General features: G+C 61.2%; 24 protein-coding genes. 14 read left to right on the top strand and 10 right to left on the bottom strand.

Features of this window, described 5'->3' with window-relative positions; all coding sequences use genetic code 11:
* Positions 1-4: 4 nt before the first annotated feature.
* The 5 genes from IB248_RS19650 to IB248_RS19630 form a co-directional block, all read right to left on the bottom strand.
* The gene (locus IB248_RS19650; RefSeq protein ID WP_245267953.1) at positions 5-973 is read right to left on the bottom strand and encodes a phosphate acetyltransferase; all 969 of its coding nucleotides are present in this window, start codon (positions 971-973) and stop codon (positions 5-7) included.
* Between the two features lie 31 nt (positions 974-1,004).
* Complete coding sequence (locus IB248_RS19645; protein ID WP_192241555.1) at positions 1,005-3,254, bottom strand: DUF3141 domain-containing protein; 2,250 nt, start codon at positions 3,252-3,254, stop codon at positions 1,005-1,007.
* A gap of 380 nt (positions 3,255-3,634) precedes the next feature.
* Positions 3,635-3,967, bottom strand: a complete 333-nt coding sequence (locus IB248_RS19640; protein WP_018117196.1) for a hypothetical protein — start codon at positions 3,965-3,967, stop codon at positions 3,635-3,637.
* Between the two features lie 182 nt (positions 3,968-4,149).
* Positions 4,150-4,632 (bottom strand): peptide-methionine (R)-S-oxide reductase MsrB, encoded by a 483-nt coding sequence (gene msrB / locus IB248_RS19635; protein ID WP_018857299.1) that lies wholly within the window; start codon positions 4,630-4,632, stop codon positions 4,150-4,152.
* A 107-nt stretch (positions 4,633-4,739) separates the two neighbouring features.
* On the bottom strand, positions 4,740-5,135 hold the full coding sequence (locus IB248_RS19630; RefSeq protein WP_018857298.1) for an organic hydroperoxide resistance protein: 396 nt from the start codon (positions 5,133-5,135) through the stop codon (positions 4,740-4,742).
* Positions 5,136-5,288: 153 nt separating this feature from the next.
* Between IB248_RS19630 and IB248_RS19625 the strand changes: the two genes are divergently transcribed.
* The gene (locus IB248_RS19625) at positions 5,289-5,795 is read left to right on the top strand and encodes a MarR family transcriptional regulator (RefSeq protein WP_018857297.1); all 507 of its coding nucleotides are present in this window, start codon (positions 5,289-5,291) and stop codon (positions 5,793-5,795) included.
* Positions 5,796-5,997: 202 nt separating this feature from the next.
* Positions 5,998-6,471: a VOC family protein gene (locus tag IB248_RS19620; RefSeq protein WP_018857296.1), complete on the top strand. Its 474-nt coding sequence runs from the start codon at positions 5,998-6,000 to the stop codon at positions 6,469-6,471.
* 130 nt (positions 6,472-6,601) lie between these two features.
* Here IB248_RS19620 and IB248_RS19615 read toward each other — a convergent pair whose 3' ends face one another.
* Complete coding sequence (locus IB248_RS19615) at positions 6,602-7,639, bottom strand: DUF3095 family protein (RefSeq protein ID WP_113471296.1); 1,038 nt, start codon at positions 7,637-7,639, stop codon at positions 6,602-6,604.
* 825 nt (positions 7,640-8,464) lie between these two features.
* On the opposite strand from IB248_RS19615, the gene IB248_RS19610 reads away from it, so the two are divergent.
* The 4 genes from IB248_RS19610 (at position 8,465) to IB248_RS19595 (ending at position 9,535) form a co-directional block, all read left to right on the top strand.
* Complete coding sequence (locus IB248_RS19610; protein WP_167354905.1) at positions 8,465-8,614, top strand: hypothetical protein; 150 nt, start codon at positions 8,465-8,467, stop codon at positions 8,612-8,614.
* 33 nt (positions 8,615-8,647) lie between these two features.
* A complete protein-coding gene (gene rpsU, locus IB248_RS19605) occupies positions 8,648-8,884 on the top strand; it encodes a 30S ribosomal protein S21 (RefSeq protein WP_018857293.1) in 237 nt (78 codons plus the stop codon).
* A 59-nt stretch (positions 8,885-8,943) separates the two neighbouring features.
* On the top strand, positions 8,944-9,138 hold the full coding sequence (locus IB248_RS19600; RefSeq protein ID WP_018117188.1) for a hypothetical protein: 195 nt from the start codon (positions 8,944-8,946) through the stop codon (positions 9,136-9,138).
* A gap of 139 nt (positions 9,139-9,277) precedes the next feature.
* Complete coding sequence (locus tag IB248_RS19595) at positions 9,278-9,535, top strand: DUF982 domain-containing protein (protein WP_018117187.1); 258 nt, start codon at positions 9,278-9,280, stop codon at positions 9,533-9,535.
* A gap of 134 nt (positions 9,536-9,669) precedes the next feature.
* On the opposite strand, the gene IB248_RS19590 is transcribed toward IB248_RS19595, so the two are convergent.
* Entirely contained in the window at positions 9,670-9,969 is a 300-nt protein-coding gene (locus tag IB248_RS19590; RefSeq protein ID WP_018857291.1) for a DUF2934 domain-containing protein, read from the bottom strand.
* Between the two features lie 188 nt (positions 9,970-10,157).
* Between IB248_RS19590 and IB248_RS19585 the strand changes: the two genes are divergently transcribed.
* Positions 10,158-10,418: a YMGG-like glycine zipper-containing protein gene (locus tag IB248_RS19585; protein ID WP_018857290.1), complete on the top strand. Its 261-nt coding sequence runs from the start codon at positions 10,158-10,160 to the stop codon at positions 10,416-10,418.
* Positions 10,419-10,446: 28 nt separating this feature from the next.
* Here the strand turns inward: IB248_RS19585 and IB248_RS19580 are convergent, their stop codons facing one another.
* Positions 10,447-11,169 carry a 3-keto-5-aminohexanoate cleavage protein gene (locus IB248_RS19580; RefSeq protein ID WP_018857289.1) on the bottom strand — a complete coding sequence of 241 codons (723 nt, stop codon included), beginning with the start codon at positions 11,167-11,169 and terminating at the stop codon, positions 10,447-10,449.
* Between the two features lie 303 nt (positions 11,170-11,472).
* Between IB248_RS19580 and IB248_RS19575 the strand changes: the two genes are divergently transcribed.
* From IB248_RS19575 to IB248_RS19560, 4 genes are read left to right on the top strand one after another with little or no spacing between them, the layout of a single operon-like run.
* A complete protein-coding gene (locus tag IB248_RS19575; RefSeq protein ID WP_018857288.1) occupies positions 11,473-12,093 on the top strand; it encodes a TetR/AcrR family transcriptional regulator in 621 nt (206 codons plus the stop codon).
* Positions 12,090-13,055 carry an HlyD family efflux transporter periplasmic adaptor subunit gene (locus IB248_RS19570; protein ID WP_018857287.1) on the top strand — a complete coding sequence of 322 codons (966 nt, stop codon included), beginning with the start codon at positions 12,090-12,092 and terminating at the stop codon, positions 13,053-13,055. The genes IB248_RS19575 and IB248_RS19570 overlap by 4 nt, the downstream gene beginning before the upstream one ends.
* Positions 13,052-14,002: an ABC transporter ATP-binding protein gene (locus tag IB248_RS19565; RefSeq protein ID WP_018857286.1), complete on the top strand. Its 951-nt coding sequence runs from the start codon at positions 13,052-13,054 to the stop codon at positions 14,000-14,002. Before IB248_RS19570 ends, IB248_RS19565 begins: the two co-directional genes overlap by 4 nt.
* Complete coding sequence (locus IB248_RS19560; RefSeq protein ID WP_018117179.1) at positions 13,999-15,147, top strand: ABC transporter permease; 1,149 nt, start codon at positions 13,999-14,001, stop codon at positions 15,145-15,147. Before IB248_RS19565 ends, IB248_RS19560 begins: the two co-directional genes overlap by 4 nt.
* Before the next feature lie 59 nt (positions 15,148-15,206).
* Here IB248_RS19560 and IB248_RS19555 read toward each other — a convergent pair whose 3' ends face one another.
* Together IB248_RS19555 and IB248_RS19550 are read right to left on the bottom strand one after the other, a co-directional pair.
* Complete coding sequence (locus IB248_RS19555; RefSeq protein WP_018857285.1) at positions 15,207-15,839, bottom strand: PQQ-binding-like beta-propeller repeat protein; 633 nt, start codon at positions 15,837-15,839, stop codon at positions 15,207-15,209.
* Between the two features lie 9 nt (positions 15,840-15,848).
* Entirely contained in the window at positions 15,849-17,069 is a 1,221-nt protein-coding gene (locus IB248_RS19550) for a helix-turn-helix domain-containing protein (protein WP_192241554.1), read from the bottom strand.
* A 121-nt stretch (positions 17,070-17,190) separates the two neighbouring features.
* Between IB248_RS19550 and IB248_RS19545 the strand changes: the two genes are divergently transcribed.
* From IB248_RS19545 to IB248_RS19535, 3 genes are all read left to right on the top strand, one after another.
* Positions 17,191-17,988 carry a thioredoxin family protein gene (locus tag IB248_RS19545; RefSeq protein ID WP_018117176.1) on the top strand — a complete coding sequence of 266 codons (798 nt, stop codon included), beginning with the start codon at positions 17,191-17,193 and terminating at the stop codon, positions 17,986-17,988.
* Positions 17,989-17,993: 5 nt separating this feature from the next.
* Entirely contained in the window at positions 17,994-18,275 is a 282-nt protein-coding gene (locus IB248_RS19540) for a hypothetical protein (RefSeq protein WP_192241553.1), read from the top strand.
* 72 nt (positions 18,276-18,347) lie between these two features.
* Positions 18,348-19,226, top strand: coding sequence for an aldo/keto reductase (locus IB248_RS19535; RefSeq protein ID WP_169682244.1), 879 nt, complete (start codon positions 18,348-18,350; stop codon positions 19,224-19,226).
* Positions 19,227-19,323 lie beyond the last annotated feature (97 nt).

Raw genomic sequence — 19,323 nt, 5'->3', positions numbered from 1 at the left:
GGCCTCAACCACCCTGTATCGGTGCCGTGCGGCGGCGCGCATCGGCAAGCAAGACGCCGACGGCGCAAGAGGCAAGACGGGCCCGCACCGAATCTGCCCGCGATGTCAGGATGATCGGCACGCGCGCACCGAGCACGATGCCAGCTGCATCTGCCCTTGCCAGGAAGGTGAGGTTCTTCGCCAACATGTTGCCGGCTTCCAGATTGGGAACGACGAGGATTTCGGCGTGGCCGGCAACCGGAGAGTGGATACCCTTTATCCTCGCCGCTTCCGGGTCGATTGCATTGTCGAAGGCAAGCGGTCCGTCGAGAATACCGCCGGTAATCTGTCCGCGCTCGGCCATCTTGCAGAGCGCGGCGGCGTCGATTGTCGAAGGGATCTTCGACGTGACCGTCTCGACGGCCGAAAGGATCGCCACCCGCGGCGTGCCAAGGCCGATCTGCGTGAAAAGGTCGATGGCGTTCTGGATAATGTCCCGCTTGGCGTCGAGATCCGGCGCGATGTTGATGGCTGCGTCGGTGATGAAGAGCGTTTCCGCATGATGCGGGACGTCCATGACGAAGACATGGCTGATCCGCCGCGCTGTCCTCAGTCCTGTGGCTGATGAGGTCACGGCCCGCATGAGCTCGTCCGTGTGCAGGCTGCCCTTCATCAGCAGTTCAGCACCGCCTTCGCGGATGATTTCCACTGCCTTTGCCGCGGCCGCGTCGCTGTGCGGCGTGTCGATCAGTTCGAACGGCGAGATATCGAGGCCGTGCGATTTTGCGACCGCACGCACCTTTTCCACCGGCCCGACAAGGATCGGATGCATCAGCCCGACCTCGGCTGCTTCGACAGCGCCGCGCAGCGACGTCTCATCGCAAGGATGGACGACGACCGTTCGCATCCGCGGAACCTGCTTTGCTTTAGCGATCAGCCGCTCGTATTTCTCATGACTCTCGGCTTCTTCCCTGGCGTTGTTCAGATCCGGCATCTGCGTCTGCTCCATGTTGAAAAGACCGGGTTCAAGCCCCGCGTCTGACAGCCTTGACCGGGGTGGGCTTCATCGGCGGCGTTACGGGCTCGGCGACGGTCTCGCTGCCAACGTCGAAGAGCCCGATGATCCTCTGCCACCGCTTCTCGGCTTCTTCCGAAAGCGGACCCCGCGCATTCAGAACCTGCCGAAGCGAATCCAATGCTTGGCGGCGACCGCCCTCCTCCGCCGGCAGCAGGCGGGGGATCGCGTTCACGGCGTCTTCCTCATCGATCAGCAGCATGAAGAACTGATCGCGGATTAACGCCTTGAATTCGCTGAGCGTCATTGCCGGCATTCCGTCCTCGGCGCGCCGCATCCGGCGGATGGCGGCAAAGCCACGCTCATCGGCTGCGCCACTCGCCATCGCGACGTAAAGCAGGCTGCGCGCCATGCCCTCCCGAAGCCCGCCGTTGCCGATTTGCGCCTTGAGTTCCTCGATCCTCGCCTTGAGCATCTGGACATGCATGCCGGTCTTGGCCGCGCGCCGATGTGGCGTTGCATCGGACGGATCGATACCGACAGCCGCCTGCAGCAGCGGAGACCCATAAACAGTGAGAAAGGTCGCCTCACTCAGCGCCTCCATCCCCTCGCGCCAGGCGTCCAGCCCCGCTACCATCTGGCGCGAGACGGCCTGCTCCATGGCCAGAAACGGATTGTCCGCAGGAACCGGACGACGTTCGTCCGCCACCTCGACAGCGAGATCCGCAATCGGCGCCATCCAGGGATTAACGTCGGAGAAGAGCTCATATTGCAGCCGCAGCGGGTGCGTTGCCCGCAATTGTTCCGCCGCCCAGTCGGGCACCATGGCGCGGACGAAAGGCTGGAGGAACGTCTTGTAGAGCGACAGGTTGATGTCCGAGACCTTTGCGACGGTCGCAAAGCGGCGATCGTCCTCGGCGTCATTGCAACCGAGCTCACGGATATCGTCGAGCGTTCTTGCCTCGCATCGCATGATCCAATCGCCCTCGACCAGGTCTCCGCCGATGGTCTCGTCTGTCCTTGCTTCGAAGGTCGCTTCGTAGAGACCGGGCGGCAGCGCATCGATCAGGTCGATATTGCTGGAGAACTCGCCGTGCTCCTTGCGGGCAACGCTCGCAGACACGAAGATCCCGAGATGGCCGATCGTTTCATGTACCGTGTAGACGATCGTCTGCCCGTGCGAACGTATCTCGTTCACATCGTCGTAGAGGTCCAGCACCCAGCCGAGCGCCTGCGCGGGCGGCGTGATGTTGTCCCCTTTCGAGCAGAAGACGACGATCGGCGCGCGAATATTGCGTAGGTCGATCGCCTCGCCATTCGATGTCTTTATGCGGCCCGCCGCCAGATTATTGCCGACGAAGAGCTCGTCCACGATGAATTGGATCTCTTCGGCATTCAGGCTGACGTGCCCGCCCCACCACTCTTCGAAGCCGAGATAGCGCGGCGCCTCGGTGTCGATCTTGGAGTAGAGGTTGTACTGCTTGGTCCAGAGCGTGTTGGCCGGGTTCTGGTTCTCGAAATTCTGCACCAGCCATACGCCGTCGAACTGCCCGTGTCCGAGGTCGCTGGTAAGCGCCGTCAGCCAGCTGCCGCCGAGCAACCCACCCGAGTAGCGCATCGGGTATTTGCCGCGTTCGCCGGCCCAATAGGACAGCGGCGCGCCGGCAATGATGACCGAGCCGAACAGTTCCGGGCGCATGGCGGCCAGCATCATGACGGCCCATCCGGCCTGGCAATTTCCAATCACACAGGGCTTGGCGTCCGCCTGAGGATGCAGGGAAATCACCTTTACAAGAAAAGCAGCCTCGGCCTGCGCAATGTCTTCGATCGTCTGCCCCGGCACTGGCTGTGGGAGGAAGCCGATGAAATAGCAAGGATGCCCAGCCTTGAGCGCGACACCGATCTCGCTGTCCGCCTTGAAGCCGCCGATGCCGGGCCCGTGTCCGGCTCTCGGATCGACGACAACGAACGGCCGGCGCGTGTCGTCAACCTCGATCCCCTTGGGCGGGACGATCCGAACCAGCGCGTAGTTGACGGGTCTCGGGAGGGAACGTCCATCAATGACGATCTCCGGCGTGAAGCTCAGTACATGCGGCGCCGTCGCTTCGGCGTGAGCCCGATATTGGTTGCCGCGCTTTCGCATGACATCCCAGAACAGCACGCTGCGCTGCGTGGCATCCATGGCATAGTCGAAAAAGAAGCCCGCAGGACCGAAGTGAGTGGCGAAATCAGCTGTCGGAAGATACGAAGGGTACCGCATGCCAAATCTCCTCGTTCACCCTCTCGGCGAGAGGTCAAAGACTTATGCTCGGAGTGTATTCGCGATCTGCGTCTGCACTGTGAATAGTTAACCGCACCGTCATTCATGCGCTTTGTTCGCACATGCAGCATAAGTCCATTCGGTCCACGGCACCAACGTATTTTACGGTAGCATACGGAATTCGACGCAGGTCGGGCGAGACCGCGATGGAGCGACGTGCAAAACGACCGCAGCGCGTCACGAAGATTATTTGCTGCCCCAACATCAGGTCACAAGCATTTTATAGGCTGGCAGCATGGCTACAGCGTTACCCAGCCTGAGGAACCGTCGCGCTCAATTACCTCGAGGGACCGGCGTCCGGTCAACGGTCGTGGTTAACCTCAGCGCCTGGGTTGGCTCGGTTGCAGATCCTGAAAGCCGATCTCAGGACATCCTCGAATGTTGGCAAAGGTGATATCGCGGCGTTCACCCCACTCGGTCAGCCCTCTCAGCGTCACGACGTTCTCGTCGCGATAGACCAGGTCAGTCCGACGGATACCTGCTCGCCGTGCCCTGTTTTGCGCTTGGCTGACGTTGCAGGTGCCTTCCGATGGCGACACTTGCCAGGTGCTCGTCCCTCTGCCGTCGGATTGCCAGCCGCCTGACTGAGCTGAGGCCACCGACGGCGCTAAAGCGACGAGGATCATCAAGGTCTTGTGGAAGGCGGCTTTCATGATCCCTGCCCCGGTTGCACTGCGCTTGAGCACTCAGGGCCAAGATAGACGGACCTGCGCATAGCGCAATCACCAGTGGGCGGACCCGCGCTCCATTTGCTCGCAAATGAAGGTGAAGTCGTGCGCCAGCGTTAATAACCGCCTAACGCTGGCGCCGATCGTCTGAGTTATCGAACCCGCAACTACCGCGCAAGCTCGCCCTCGGGACGACCGCGTCCAAGCTTGTCAGGGAGCGGCTGCCCTTTCGGCGTGAACTCGAGCGACCCTGAATTTATGCAGAAGCGCTCGCCTGTCGGAGGCGGGCCGTCGAGAAAGACGTGCCCCTGATGCGCGCCGCAGCGTGCGCAAACGATCTCTGTTCTGACCATGCCGTAGCGGGTATCGCGAATGCGCCGCAGGTGATCCTTGGCGGCAGGCGCAGTGAAGCTCGGCCAGCCTGTCCCGCTTTCGAATTTGGAAACGGCCTTGAACAGGGGAAGACCGCAGAGGCGGCAAGTATAGAGCCCCTCGCGTCGCTCGTGGAGGAAGACGCCACAAAACGGCGCCTCCTCGCCATGTTCCAAGAGCAGATGACGGTCGTCCTCACTGAGATCCGCCACAAGCTGCTGCATCTGTTCTTGTGTGGGAGGGGTGAGATCGAACTGCAATTCGACGACATCACGCATTCCTGTTTCTCCTTGGGTGCTCCGGCGGATTGCCGGAACGTCACATGAGTTTACCTCAGCAGGGCCGGCGCCGATGTAGCGCTGCGCCGGGCGCGTTCTTCATCCGTTCAGATGAGATTGAGCGCCACGTCGATATTGCCGCGCGTTGCCTTGGAGTACGGGCAGATCTCGTGCGCTGCGTGGATCAGTTCCTCTGCGACATCTCGGTCGATGCCCTGCAGGCTGACGTTGAGCCGCGCGCGCAGAAAAAAGGATCCGCCGTCGGCGTTCAGATCGATTTCCGTGTCGATCTCGGGCTCGACGGGCAGCTTGATCTTTCTCTGGGCTGCAGCGAGCTCGATGGCGCCAATGAAACAAGCAGACCATGCGGCGCCAAAAAGGCGTTCGGCAGCCGGGTGCGGCTGCGACAGGCGAAGATCCAGCTCGCCATCGCTGCTGCGTGTGAAACCGTCGCGACCACCCTTGTTATGGGTCTTGCCGGTAAAGAGGAGCTTCTCAGTCATCGTAAAATCCTTTCGGGTCAGCTTTTCATTCGCATCCGCTTTAATCGAATACGATCTAAATATGTTGCTCGAAAGGTGTCGTCAATACCATTGCGATTTAATCGGATGCGATTTATATAGAGAGAAGCGAAAAGCAACCGAGTAGGATCTCCCATGTCCGCATCCAAAACCGCCAAAACCCTGGAGACAGAGGCGCCCGTTTCCGGCGAGGCCGACAGCAAGAACAACAAGCTTTCGAACTTCCTATGCTTCGCGGTCTATTCCGCAAACCTGGCCTTCGGCCGTGCGTACAAGCCGATCCTGGACCAGCTGAACCTGACCTACACTCAATACATCGCGCTGGTTGCCCTCTCCGATAAAGACGACCAGACGGTCGGAACACTGGGCGAAAAGCTATTCCTGGAATCGAACACGCTGACCCCCATGCTCAAAAAACTTGAATCTCTGGGCTATATCCGCCGCAAACGCGATCCCGCTGATGAGCGGCAGGTACGATTGAGCCTGACGGCGGCTGGACGCGACCTTGTCGCTGCGGATCCCGGCGCGCCACTGGTCGATGCGACCGGCCTCGGAGAGGACTTCCCAGTCGTGCAGAAATCCGTGGTACGCCTGCGCAACAACCTCCTGAAGGCAACGCAGGACGGATCGGCAAAGGATTGATCTCTACTGCGCCCGTGAGCGTCGATGTATTCGGCGCTCCGCCGCCTCAGGTGCAGATGCCACCAAGGAGAACTTCCATCCCGGCGATTGGCATGGCGCTTGGCAACTGCGCGCGTGAAATCGCCTGCATAGGGTGGAGAAAGACGGGTTGCCCCTTATCTGAGGAAGGAGATCCGAAACGGAGACCGAAAGGACCCGCGCAATGGCAAAGAACACGATCTGCCTGTGGTACGACAAAGATGGTGAGGCTGCCGCCCGGTTTTACGCCGAAACTTTTCCCGATAGCGCAGTGGACGCCGTCATTCGCGCACCTGGAGACTATCCAGACGGCAAGCAGGGAGATGTATTGGTTGTCGAATTCACGGTTGCGGGCATTCCGTGCATCGCCTTGAATGGCGGTCCAGTATTCAAGCAGACCGAAGCCTTCTCATTTCAGATCGCAACGGAGGATCAGGCGGAGACCGACCGCTATTGGAACGCCATTGTCGGCAATGGCGGTCAAGAGAGCGAGTGTGGCTGGTGCAAGGACAAGTGGGGTGTGTCCTGGCAGATCATACCGCGCATCCTGACCGACGCGCTTGCGGCAGGCGGTGATCAGGCAAAGCGTGCTTTTGATGCGATGATGACCATGAAGAAGATTGACGTTGCGGTGATCGAAGCCGCCCGGCGTGGTTGAGGTGCCAGCGCGGCGCGCCACATCCTCTCTCCGCCCGAACGTCCATCTAGCGCGCAGCCACGGTTAGGGGCTGCAGTGGCAGTACGCCGGCAATTCTCCTGAATGGGACGCGCGTCGGGCAGCGTTTACCCTAGCGAGCTGACACCATCGGAAGCTCATTTGCCTCCATCATCTCGGCCGCCTTGGCGTATCCGCCACCCATGCCGTCCAGAAAGTGCAGATGCGAATCTGGTTTGCCCGAAGGCACGAAGCAGGTCATGAGCGCGTGAGATTGGCGATGCAGTCCGAAGTTGACCTCACCCCGCGCCTTTGCTGCAACCAGGATGGCTTCGACCGCTTCAATCTGTTCGCGTGTGCAATCCAACGTTAGACGCAGGCCATCGTCAAATTTGCGGAAGTCTGAGTTGGAGGCGACCGCCAACCAGGTTTCGAGGTTGACCGACCTCGCCCTGTCCTTGGTGATGGCGGTATCCCGCGACAGGGGATGGGCTTGCCGCGTGCCGGCGTCGAGAACGGAAAGCACGCACTTCGCCAATGCCGCGAAGGCTTCGGGGCTCCGGCCCTCGGATGGCTCGACCAGTAGCGACAGGATCTCGCCCCTCTGGCTCGGAAACGGCTCCCAATCGCAGCTCAGGCCGGTCAGATCGGGCTCGGTTGTGTAGCTGCCTGGCTTCACCAGATATCGGCCGTTCTTGATTTGCCGCTCTGCCCACTTGAGACCGCCGCCGGCAAACATCGCGTAAGTCGCGTCTTCAGAGGCGGCGTAGCGCGCGACGCGCACGTCGCGTCCGTTGGCACGTATCTCGCCCACGGACAGGTGGCCGGCCCGGAGAGCAAGGTTGAGATTGGTCTTGGCAAAGGCGACAACCTGCCGCAACGCTGATGTCGCGGTCATGATCCCCTGCGGTGGCAGCGCGAATGCCGCACCGTCTCCGCGAAACACAAAGGGGAAATCAAAGTCGCCCCAGGCATTCCCAACCGCGGCAATCACCGATGCGCCGGCATAGTTGACGTCTTCATAGCGCCCGGACTTGATCGCGGACGTCGAACCGACGACGTCTGTTATGCCGACCAGCCAATCGTCGGGCAGCGCCTCATAGATAGACGGGTCAAGCACTCGCGAAAACTCACTATAGGCCTGGGGCGCGTTTGGGTGTTGGCCGCCCATCGCGCGTTCATCGGTTTGCACGGCATCGTCGGCTGGCTCCATGAACCTTTTCCCTTGCCTCATAGCAAAGTCCCTTTCTGTTGATTTACTTCGTACACGAATAACTCGGATGCGCTTTAAGTACACAAACAGGATCGCGAGGTCAATACATTTGCGATTTAATCGGATGCGATGTATGCGTCGCGGAAAATTGCGAAGATCACTCGGCGCCAGTAGGACCGAGACAGTCGCCGCGGCTTTCTTCGAAAATTCGGACCTGGGACATCCTGACCCGCAGCGGAAAGAGCATCATCCGAATTGGGGTCGGCTACGAACGGCGGATCACCATTCGAGCCCGGCATTCCCCGAAAGGTTCATAGCGGACATCCGCGAAACAGGTGACAGCTCCCAAAGTTCTGTGTGGATTACCGTATGTGATAAATTCCCTATTTCCATACTTCAGGTAGCATGTGCTTGGATGATTACATTTCCTAGTCATCAAGAGGTCACTGCAAAACTCACATCGTCTGTTTTGCGGTGACCTCGCCAAAATCCCAACCAAAATCTCAGCGGACCGACGCTTAGAGACGCCCTCTCAGAGTTTGGCCGCAATGTCGCCCGCAACATAGAGCAAGCAGCGTCGACGGCGTAGGCGACGGGCGTATGACGCAACGAAGCCTTGCAACGCATCGCTCGCGTTCCCATCTTATGGCGGTCACCCGAAAAATTCGAACCTGACATGGTCGACGCATCGTGCGTCCCATCTCACTGCGTTTCCTCCGGTCTGCGTGATGGAAACAAAGGTCGCCATGTCGAGCATGCCGCCAGTGCGGCAAAGGACTTCAATTGAACAAACCCATTACCGCCGCCGCCCCAGCGGCGAGTCCGCGCGAGCGCGATGACGCCGCTCGCCGCCCGGACAAGAACTGGAAACCTTACCCCTGCCTTCTCACCCGTCGTGAGCTGCAGGAGCTGATCGCCGAGCAGCTTGGCTGAGAGGCACTCAATCGCAACAACAAGGAGAAAAAGATGCAGGTCATTGTCAGAGACAACAACGTCGAACAGGCCATGCGCGCATTGAAAAAGAAGATGCAGCGCGAGGGTGTTTTCCGCGAAATGAAGGAACGCCGGGCTTACGAGAAGCCATCGGAGCGACGCGTGCGCGAACGAGCACAGGCGATCGCCAGACAACGCAAGGCCAACCGCAAGAAGTTGCAGCGCGAAGGTCTCCTGGCCTCGCCCAAGCGCCGCTCATCGGGCCGATAACTTTATAAGATGACCGCCGGGAGTCCTCGGCGGCATTCCACCCCAAGAAAGGGTCGATTATGGAAGAACTGCATAGCTTGACTGTTTCGGACGAACGACTCGAAGACTGCCGGGAGGTGATCGAGCCGGATCTTCAGGATCTGATCCGAACGACGATAGCATCCGGCTTTACCGCTGAAGAGGTTCTGATCGCAATCAGCGAACTTGTGGCGGAGGACTTCGCCGTATCGGCAAGACTGCCAAGTGTCCACTGACTCGCGTCGAGTTGGCTGCCGAAACAGCCTCGCATCAATATGTTGTCGAGGCATCGTCTTGAGGGCGGGATAGGTGTTGAACGGCTCCCGCGAACACCTACATCCCGCTTATCGTTTGTTGGCAGAGAGGAGGTTCATCATGAACACGATCAGCCATGCAACCGAACCAAGGTGGGCCGCACCGGTGGCTATCCGGATTGGAACGCGCCCCTCTGAACATATTCATGGTCCGGCTGAAGCTGTTGACTATCTGGAGCACAGGTGGCCACTCCAAAGCAGCATGCACGTTGAGGCGGCGAAGCGTCGGTGCGTGGAAGCCATGAACCACCTTGCACACCTGGAAGCCGCCAGAGATGCCTTTGTCGCAGCCGCGGTCGAGGCCAAGGTTTTGGCGTGACTTGCTCCGAGGCGAAGGCCGCTGATGATCACGGTCGTCTTCGCCGCCCAGTTGCGCAAAGTCCAACAGCTGCGCCCGACATCCGAACGCCCTGTGTCAAACCACGTTGGCCCGGGCGGGGAAGGCGCTGACGATTAGTGTGTCGTGACGGACTTTGGAGAACGCGTGCGACGGGGCTTGTCTCCGGGCGCAGCCGTTATCGCGATCGCGGCCGCCTTTGTCTTCTTCGCCGTAGGCTTGTCGGCAGCGGGTTTCGGCGCGGCGCGCGGCTTGGCGGATTTGGCCTTGGCCGTCGGCTTGCTTGCATTGTCTGCCTGCTGGCCGAATTCCTTGAACGCCTGTAGCCAGTGTTTCATATCCTGGCCGTGCGGGCGCCCCTCCTGCTCCCAGATTTCATAAGCACGACGACGGATTTTCTCTTCACGCTCGTTCATGATGGGACCCTGCTTTTGGTTGAAACCCAATCTTAATTGGAGCAAGCGGTCCAATAGGCAATGGAGATACCAGCGGTCGATTGATCGAACGAAGCAGGCTTGGCGGCGAACTAAAAGCAACAATTGTCTTTTCCGAAATCCCTCTATCTACCCTCGCGCGAATTAAATCGAACAGGAAGGAAAGCGAGATGAAACGCACGTCGATTTTGCTGCTTCTGGCAGGGGCCACGATTGCCGGATGCACGCCCACCGAGCAAGGCGCGGGAATTGGTGCAGCCTCCGGCGCGGTCATCGGTGGCGTGGCGACCGGCAACGTGCGCGGTGCCGCCGTGGGCGCAGCGATCGGCGGTGCCACTGGCGCGGTCATTGGCAACGTCGCTGGGCGGCCTGGTCAGTGCTACTTCCGTGACCGTTACGGTCGGCGATACATCGCCAGCTGCCCGCGTTGAGCTGGCGCTCGCGGCACGGGCTCGAGGATCAGCTCTCGCTGCTAAAGATCTCGACGGCCGCCGCGACAAGCTCGGCATTGTTCGCGGCGATCATCCCGCTGGGAAGGAGCTTTCCATCTTCCAGGCCGACGCGGGTGGAATAGCGTCGTTCCTTCGCCAGCCGGACAAACGGCCAGACGGTCGCGTCGAAGCCATGCATCAGGACGGACCGCTGCACATTCCCACGCTGTAGCGTGCCGACGATCCCCTCCGCGACATCGAAAGCGCCCCTCAGGTCCTGTTCGTTGTCAAGTTCGATGAGGATGCGCAAAACGCGCTCATGGGCTTCAAGTCCGATGTACCGCTCCGCATCCGCGACTGACGCCAACCCGACTTCAATCCCAACTCCCTTATCGCGGAGCAATGCCATGACGGCGGGGGCATCGTCCTCCGAGAGGTTCACCGACGCATAGTCGGGCAGGACACTCCAGCAACGAATGGCCTCAAGGGTGCGGTGCGCGTCGCCTTCAATCCAGGCACCGGTGGATATGCCGAGAAACGAACCCGGACAGGAGCCCCGAACCGCAGCAATGGTCTCATCAACAGCGCCGAGACTTTCCTTCCCGTCAACGGCACGCGGATGAATGTGGAGTTCCGCGGCACCGGCAGCGACCACGGCGGCGGCATCCCGTGCGATTGCTTCAACCGTGACAGGCAATTGCGGATGATAGTCGATTGGCCGCGCGCCGTTGATACAGGCCTGAACGATCATGGAAATTGAACCTCTTTCGTGTCTGCCTGGCGCAGTTGATACCTGCTGACGAGAAATGGCAACAAACGCGATCCGTCGTCGACGATCCGCATCTCCGTCGTGAGGAGACGATGGCCACGTTCCGAAGACGCTACCGGTTGACGGTCTGGAGTGAGGACGCCCCATCATGAGGCCCTCGCCCCCTTAGCGCGGAATGTCCGTTCGTCGTCATCATCGTAGGGCCGCTTCACATCGGACTCGGCTTGCGAAAAAGCGCACGTTGCGTTAATGACTGTCCAGTCAGTCATAATTGGATGCAAGAGAATGGCAGAGAGAAAGCGGGAGAAACGAGACCCCGAGCAGCGCCGCGCCGAGATCCTCGCCGCCGCCTTCGCCTGCTTTGCGGAGCGCGGTTTCGCGGCGACCCGCATGGAGGACGTCGCGGCGCGGGCGGGCATCGCCAAGGGCACGGTGTACTTGCATTTTCCCGACAAGGAGCGGCTGTTCATCGATCTCGTCTCCGGCATCGCCTCGCCGATCCTCGGCGAGGTCGGCGGCATGGTTGAGAAGGATGCGATCCCGGCGCGGGCCGCCGTTGCGATGTTCTATTCCATCTTCAAACGCGAGGTTTTGGAGACAGAGCGCCGGCACCTTCTGCGGTTGATCCTCGCGGAAGGACCGATGTTCCCTGTCGTGACCGAATTCTATTACCGCGAGATCATCACCAAGGGTCTAGCGATCCTGCGGATCGTGCTTGCCCGCGCCGCCGCACGCGGTGAACTGCGCAATCCCGCCGTCGCAGACGTTCCGCAACTGGTTATGGCGCCTGCTTTGATGTCGATCGTCTGGGCGACGCTCTTCGAAGGCTACGAGCACCTCCACGCGCAGAAGCTATTCGACACATTCCTCGACACGCTCTTCGTGCCCCAAGGAGGCGCGATATGAGACGAATCCTTACCGTCGCTCTCGTGGCCGCCGCGGCACTTGCCGCTCTGCCCCTCCTGTTTTCTGACAGGTCTCAACGTGCCTACCAGGGGTGGGTCGAGGCCGACACACTTTTCATCGGCGCCGACACCGGCGGGCGGCTGGTCAAGCTCGACGTCGTCGAAGGCCAGGCGACTGCGCCCGGTTCGCCGCTCTTCAGCCTGGATTCGCGGAGCGAGGAGGCAGCCGTCGGCTCCGCACGCGCTTCGCTGGCGCGCCTGCAGGCAGAACTGGAACTCGCCGAGGCCGCGCAAAAGCGACCGGAAGAGATCGATGTACTGCGCGCGAGCGAACGTGAGGCGATCGCCCGGCTGGAGCTTGCCGCACAGGAGCTCGACCGCACCCGGGTGCTGGTCCAGCGCGGCACCGCGACAAAGGCGGACCTCGATACGGCGACGGCCACCGAAGCCGCCAACCGTGCCGTCCTCGATAATGTCCGCGGCCAGATCACGCTCGCCAACCTGCCTGCCCGCATCGAAACGCTGCGCCAGTCGAGGGAAGCAGTCGCGGTCGCAAAGGCCGATCTCGCCGCTGCGGAAGCCGCGCTCTCCCGTCGCTTCGTCTCGGCGCCGGCAACAGGCAGTATCGAGACCATCTACTATCGCGCGGGTGAGGTCGTCCCTGCCGGCCGGCCGATCGTGGCGCTCCTGCCGCCGGAGAACATCCGTGTCCGCTTCTTCGTACCCGAAACCGAGCTTGCGCTTTTCTCGCTGGGCCAGCCGATCCGCGTTGCATGCAGCGCGTGCCAGCCGACCGACGCGACGATCAGCTTCATCTCAAAGAACGCCGAATACACGCCGCCGGTAATCTACAGCCTCGATGAGCGTGCCAAACTCGTCTACCGCGTCGAGGCGATCCCGACCGATCCCACGGCGCTGCGTCCTGGCCAGCCGGTGGATGTCACCGCGGGAGCGCGACCATGAGCGACACAGCCATCGCCGTCGATGCTCCGGAGACCGTCATCGACGTCCATCACCTCACCAAGAGTTTCGGCAGCCGAAAGGTGGTCGATGACGTGTCGATGACGGTCAAGAAGGGCCGCATCCACGGCTTTCTTGGCCCCAACGGTTCCGGCAAGACCACGACAATCCGTATGCTCTGTGGTCTGCTGACGCCAGACAGCGGCAATGGCACATGTCTTGGCTTCGACATCCTGACCGAGAGCGATCGTATTCGCCGCCGTGTCGGCTACATGACTCAGAAGTTTTCGCTTTATCAGGATCTGTCGATCCGGGAAAACCTCGAGTTCGTCGCCCGCGTCTACGGTCTGGCCGATGCCCGCGGCAAGGCAAGCGCCGCCATAGACCGCCTTGGCCTGAAGGGCCGCGAACAGCAGCTTGCGGGGGAGCTCTCGGGCGGCTGGAAACAGCGTCTCGCGCTCGGCGCCTGTATCCTGCCCGAACCGGCGCTACTCCTCCTCGATGAGCCGACCGCCGGTGTCGACCCCAAAGCCCGCCGCGACTTCTGGAACGAGATCCACGCCCTCGCCGCTGACGGCCTCTCTGTCCTGGTCTCCACCCACTACATGGACGAGGCCGAGCGCTGCCACGAGATCGCCTATATCGCCTACGGCAAACTGCTGGCGCAGGGAACGGTGGACGAGGTGATTGCCGGCACCGGCCTCGTGACATGGACCGTCTCCGGGCCCGAGGTGCATCGTCTCCAGTCCGAACTTGAGAATGTGCCGGGCATCGACATGATGGCACCGTTTGGGACCAGCCTGCATGTTGCCGGCCGCGATCCGAAGGCGCTCGAAAAGGCAATCGCGCCTTATCGCGAACGGCCCGACCTCAAGTGGCAAAAGGGTGAAGCGACGTTGGAAGATGCCTTCATCGACCTGATGCGTCGCGCGGAGGATAATTTCCAATGACGACGCGACCGGCAAACCGCAACGGCATCTCATTCGGGCGCTTCTGGGCGATGACCATCAAGGAATTCATCCAGATGACCCGCGACCGCATAACGTTGGCGACGATGGTCGCCTTGCCGATCATGCAGTTGTTCTTGTTCGGCTTTGCGATCAACACGACGCCGCACAATCTGCCGACCGCTGTGTTGATGCGCGAGAACACGGATGTCGGCCGATCTATTTTGGCCGCCCTCGAGAACACCGATTTCTTCCAGATCCGCTCTGTCGTTACCCGAGCCGAAGACATGGATTCGCTTCTGGAATCCGGCAGGGCTTTGTTCGTCGTGGAAATTCCGGAAGGGTTCGAACGCTCGCTTCGGCGCGGCGACACGCCCTCGCTACTGGTCGCGGCCGATGCCACCGATCCGGTCGCATCGAGCTCGGCGCTGGGTGCGCTATCAGGCATCGTGACGTCGGCGCTCGCCAATGACCGCCAGGTCGAGTTCTCCGAGCCGACCAGGCCCGCATTCTCGATCGTCCAGCACCGGCGCTACAATCCGGCCGGTTCGTCGACTTTGAATATCGTGCCCGGCTTGCTCGGCACGATCCTGACGATGACGCTGCTGATCTTCACGGCTCTTTCGGTCACCCGGGAATTGGAACGCGGCACCATGGAAAACCTGCTTTCCATGCCGATCAAGCCGCTGGAAATCATGCTGGGCAAGATCGCGCCCTATGTGCTGATCGGCCTCATCCAGTCGCTGCTCATTATCACGGCCGGCCTGTTTGTGTTCGGCGTTCCAATCCTCGGCAGCCCGGCTTCGCTCGCGGCCGCAACCGCGCTCTTCGTCATCACCAATCTGTCGATCGGCTACACCTTCTCGACGATTGCGGCCAATCAGCTGCAGGCGATGCAGATGGCGATGATGTTCTTCCTGCCGAATATCCTGCTGTCTGGGTTCATGTTTCCGTTCGCCGGCATGCCGCAATGGGCGCAATGGATCGGTGAGGCACTACCGCTGACCCACTATATCCGGATCGTCAGGGCAATCATGCTGAAGGGCGCCAGCATCCAGACCCTTGCCTACGACACCACTGCCCTGGCCTGCCTGATGGCGGTCGCCATGTTCATCGCCGTGCGCCGCTTCCGCAGGACATTGGACTAGTCACAGGCCGAACTCGCGGTTTCCCGCGCCGACCGCGCACATGCGCGAGCACGGTCTGACTATTTCGGCCGGCGGACGGCCCGGATCTTGCCGCTGTTTCCACCGCCGCAAAACAGCCGGTCCGCGCCATCGGACTCAAGTCCCGATACACCGATACCAGCCGGCATCTCGACCCGTTCCAGGACCTGCCCGGTCTCTGGTTCAATGTGCCTGATATCGCTTTCGTCGCCCTCCCAGGTGGCATGCCAGAGCTCATCGCCGATCCAGGTCACCCCGGTAACAAAACGGTTGGACTCGATACTGCGAAGGACAGCGCCGGTTTCGGGATCAATCTGATGGATCTTCCGGCCGCGATACTCTCCGACCCAAAGCGTTCCCTCCGCCCAGGCGAGCCCGGAATCACCGCCATTGCCGGGGGCCGGAATCGTCGAGACTATCTCGCCCGTCTTCGGGTCGATCTTCTGGATCCTGTCCTCGGCAATCTGGAAAAGATAGCGCCCATCGAAAGCCGTTCCGGCGTGTGCCGCAACGGCGATCGTATTCACGACCTCACCGACATCGGGATCGAGGGCATTCAGCCTGTCGCCGGACGCGAACCAGACATTCCGACCGTCAAAGGTCACGCCGCCCACCTGCTTCACATCTGGAAAGGGGCCATATTCACGAAGGATTTCAGCTTGGGAGTGTTTCATGGGCTTATCCTAGTCGTTGGGCAGTGGACCTGGGAGTAACAAAGTTGACGGGAATCCCGGTAGTGACGGGATAGTCCAGCGGCGTGCTGGTCCTCGTCCGAAAAACTGCACCTTGCCCGTTTCAGCGAGGGCATCAAGCGCGCGTTGCACGGTGCGCGCGCTCGCACCAATCGCGATTGCCAGCGCCGAACTCGACCAGGCCTCCCCATCGGCCAAAAAAGCAAGGATCTCACCATGCTGCTCCTCGACCGGTGGAGCCAGGATGACCACCTGGTCGGCACGCCGCGGCGCGAGCACAAAGCCGTCCTTGGTTGCCTTGATATCTGCTATGCGGTGAAGCTCGCCGCGCAGCCGCCCGATTTCGACGCGCAACCTGGCGCGATGCGATTCATCGGCATCCTTCGCCCTGAATGCACGGGCAACGAGCGCGTTCCTCGATACATCCGCCGGCCAACTCTCCGCCAGTGCACGGGCGAGCGCGAACAAGACCGGGCGCGTTGTCAGCGACACGAACGCGTCGCCCTCCCGCACGACGTAGCGGCACGCGTCGACGACAAGCGTGCCGGACGACAGGACTGTCTCGACTTCTTGCAGCAGCAGCAACCGCTCCTCGCCGCGGCTGGTCAGTCGCGCCGCCGGCGCCTTCAGAACCTCGGAGACCCCTTCGACCTCCGCACGAAGCGCGGGGATTCCCGCCTCCCTCGCCGCATTTTCCGCCCGGAGCAGTGCCGCGCGCGCAACGCCCGTCTGGAGCCGGCGGATGGCGATCCCTGCGACGACAAGCTCGTTCGCCGTTCGCAAGGGCGGCGGGAGCGGTGTTGGATCGACCCCGGCGAGCAGCCGTTCGGCTTCGTCGAGATGGCCGATGAGCAGCGACCGCCTGGCTTCGAGATGTCGCGCATGTGCGGCGTTCAAGCGGTCATCATGCGCTTCGAGCACTTCCCGCGCGGAGCTGAGTGTCTTGGCAGGCCAGGTTAGATCGCGCGAGACCAGAGCGATTTCCGCCTCGGCGACGAGACAGCGCGCCCGTGCGACCGGCTCCCTTGGCCCAAACGCACGGGCAGCCGTCTTCAGCAGGACCTTTGCCCTCGCGAGATCCCCGAGCTGGGCCATCGCGATGCCGCGAAGGGCGAGCGCGGGCGCGTCATTCCGCAGCGCCACCCTCTTCAGCGCACCGAGAAGATCGCCTGTCGCAAGCAGCCTCGCCGCGGCGATGATCATCGAGTCCATCGAAATCCCGTCAAACTTGTAACTCCCACCCTCGCCCACTGCGGTCCTAGTCTGCTCACGATCACCAAGCAGCCGCAAGGAGCGGCATGCTACGTCAACAGGCACCAAGAGGAGAAGTATGATGACGATGCACATGACAGGCACACGCGAAGAATGGCTTGCGGCGCGGCTCGACCTGCTCGCAGAAGAGAAGGAACTGACCCGTCGCAGCGACATGCTGGCACAACGCCGTCAGGAACTGCCGTGGGTACGGATCGACAAGGACTACAGGTTCGAGACCGACAGCGGCAGCGCTTCGCTGGCCGACCTTTTCAAGGGCCGCTCGCAACTGCTCATCTACCACTTCATGTTCGGTCCTGACTATACAGCCGGATGCCCCTCTTGCTCCTCGATCGCGGACGGCTTCAACGGCGTTGTCGTTCACCTCGAGAACCATGACGTCGCCTTCACCGCCGTTTCCCGCGCGCTGCTTCCCAAACTACAGGCCTTCAAAGAGCGGATGGGATGGACCTTCGACTGGGCCTCTTCCTTCGGTAGCGATTTCAACCTCGACTTCAGCGTTTTGTTTAGCCAGCAGCAACAGCGCGAAGGCGGGATAGAATATAACTACCGGCGTGAACCGCCTGCACCGGGGCCGCAGGAGAGCGAAACCGTACAGGAATGGAAGTTGCGCGGCAGCGAGACCCCGGTCGGCCAGATCGCCGCGATGACTGGAACCGACATCGCCACCTATACGCGCGACAGGCCGGGCCTCAGCGCCTTCGTGCTCGAGGACGGCGTGGTCTACCACACCTACTCCAGCTATGCCCGCGGCCTGGACGGTATTTGGGGCGTGTATCAATGGCTCGACCGCGCGCCCTTCGGCCGCAATGAGCAAGGTATCTGGTGGCGGCATCATGACGAATACGGCCGGAGGTAGAGCCGATGCTTTCCTCCGACCAGACAAGGCGCAGCGCATCGGTCGAGAAGCCGGCCGACAATGCAGCAAACATCGCCGACTGGCTGTGTATTGCGGCAGCGCCCACCTTCGCCATCATGGCGGTTGTCACCATGGCAAGCGGCGGAGCAGAGACAATCTGCTCCGCAATGCAGGATGTCTTTCCCTTGGATGGCATGGCCATGATGTACCTGCTGATGTGCGCTTTCCACCTGCCGCCGTGGCTGCGTCTGATCTCCGGGCGCACGGTCAAGTCTGAACAGTCCTGACTTGCATTGCTCCCTGCCCGCTCCACTTAAGGCCCGAGCAAATCCACCTAACAGGCAATCGGGAGAAGATCAGTGCCAGGCAATTCCACGATCTCAGCGGCTGCATCGGGCCAATTTTCGATCGGTAGCATCGCGATCAACCGTCTCGGCTTCGGCGCCATGCGCATTACCGGACCCGGCATATGGGGACCGCCTGCGGACAAGGCCGGAGCACTGGCAACCCTGCGTCGCCTGCCCGAGATCGCGGTCAACTTCATAGACACGGCAGATTCCTACGGCCCCGACGTTTCGGAAGAACTCATCAGCGAAGCGCTGCATCCTTACAAGGGGCTGCTGATCGCGACCAAGGCAGGGCTGACCCGCGAAGGACCGGATCTCTGGACGCCAAACGGGCGGCCGGACTATCTTCTCGAGCGCGCGAAAGGCAGCCTCAAGAAACTCCGTGTCGACCGGATCGATTTGTGGCAATTGCATCGCATAGACCCGAAGGTTCCTCGCGACGAGCAATTCGGCGCGGTCAAGATGCTCCTGGATCAGGACATCATTGCCCATGCCGGCCTAAGCGAAGTTTCGGTTGAAGACATAAAGGCCGCCCGAAAGGTCTTTCCCGTCGCGACGGTCCAGAACCGCTACAACCTCGTCGATCGCGCCAGCGAGGACGTGCTTGACTACTGCGAGCGCGAGGGCATTGGCTTCATACCGTGGTACCCGCTGGCCGCAGGCGAGCTTGCCCGTCCAGGGTCCATCCTCGACAGATTGGCCAAGAGGTACGACGCGACGCCAAGCCAGATTGCTCTGGCGTGGGTGCTCAAACGCAGCCCTGTGATGTTGCCGATACCGGGAACCTCCAAGGTAAAGCATCTTGAGGAAAACGTAGAGGCGGCAAGCATCGCTCTCGATGAAGCGGATTTTATAGCGCTGGACACAGCGGCTCGCCAATCCGGCTCCTAGCGCCGACCTGGCCTCTAGTAGCATGTCCAACCGACGCACGAGGTGGTTCCTCACCTGCCTCTTATAGTCGGACGGGGTACCGCAACGAGCAGCGATC

Origin of the sequence: Rhizobium sp. RHZ01, from assembly GCF_014851595.1 — a bacterium.
Taxonomy (GTDB): Bacteria; Pseudomonadota; Alphaproteobacteria; order Rhizobiales; family Rhizobiaceae; genus Rhizobium; species Rhizobium altiplani.
Note: the sequence above shows the minus strand (reverse complement) of the source record. Positions and strands in the feature narration are given on the sequence as shown.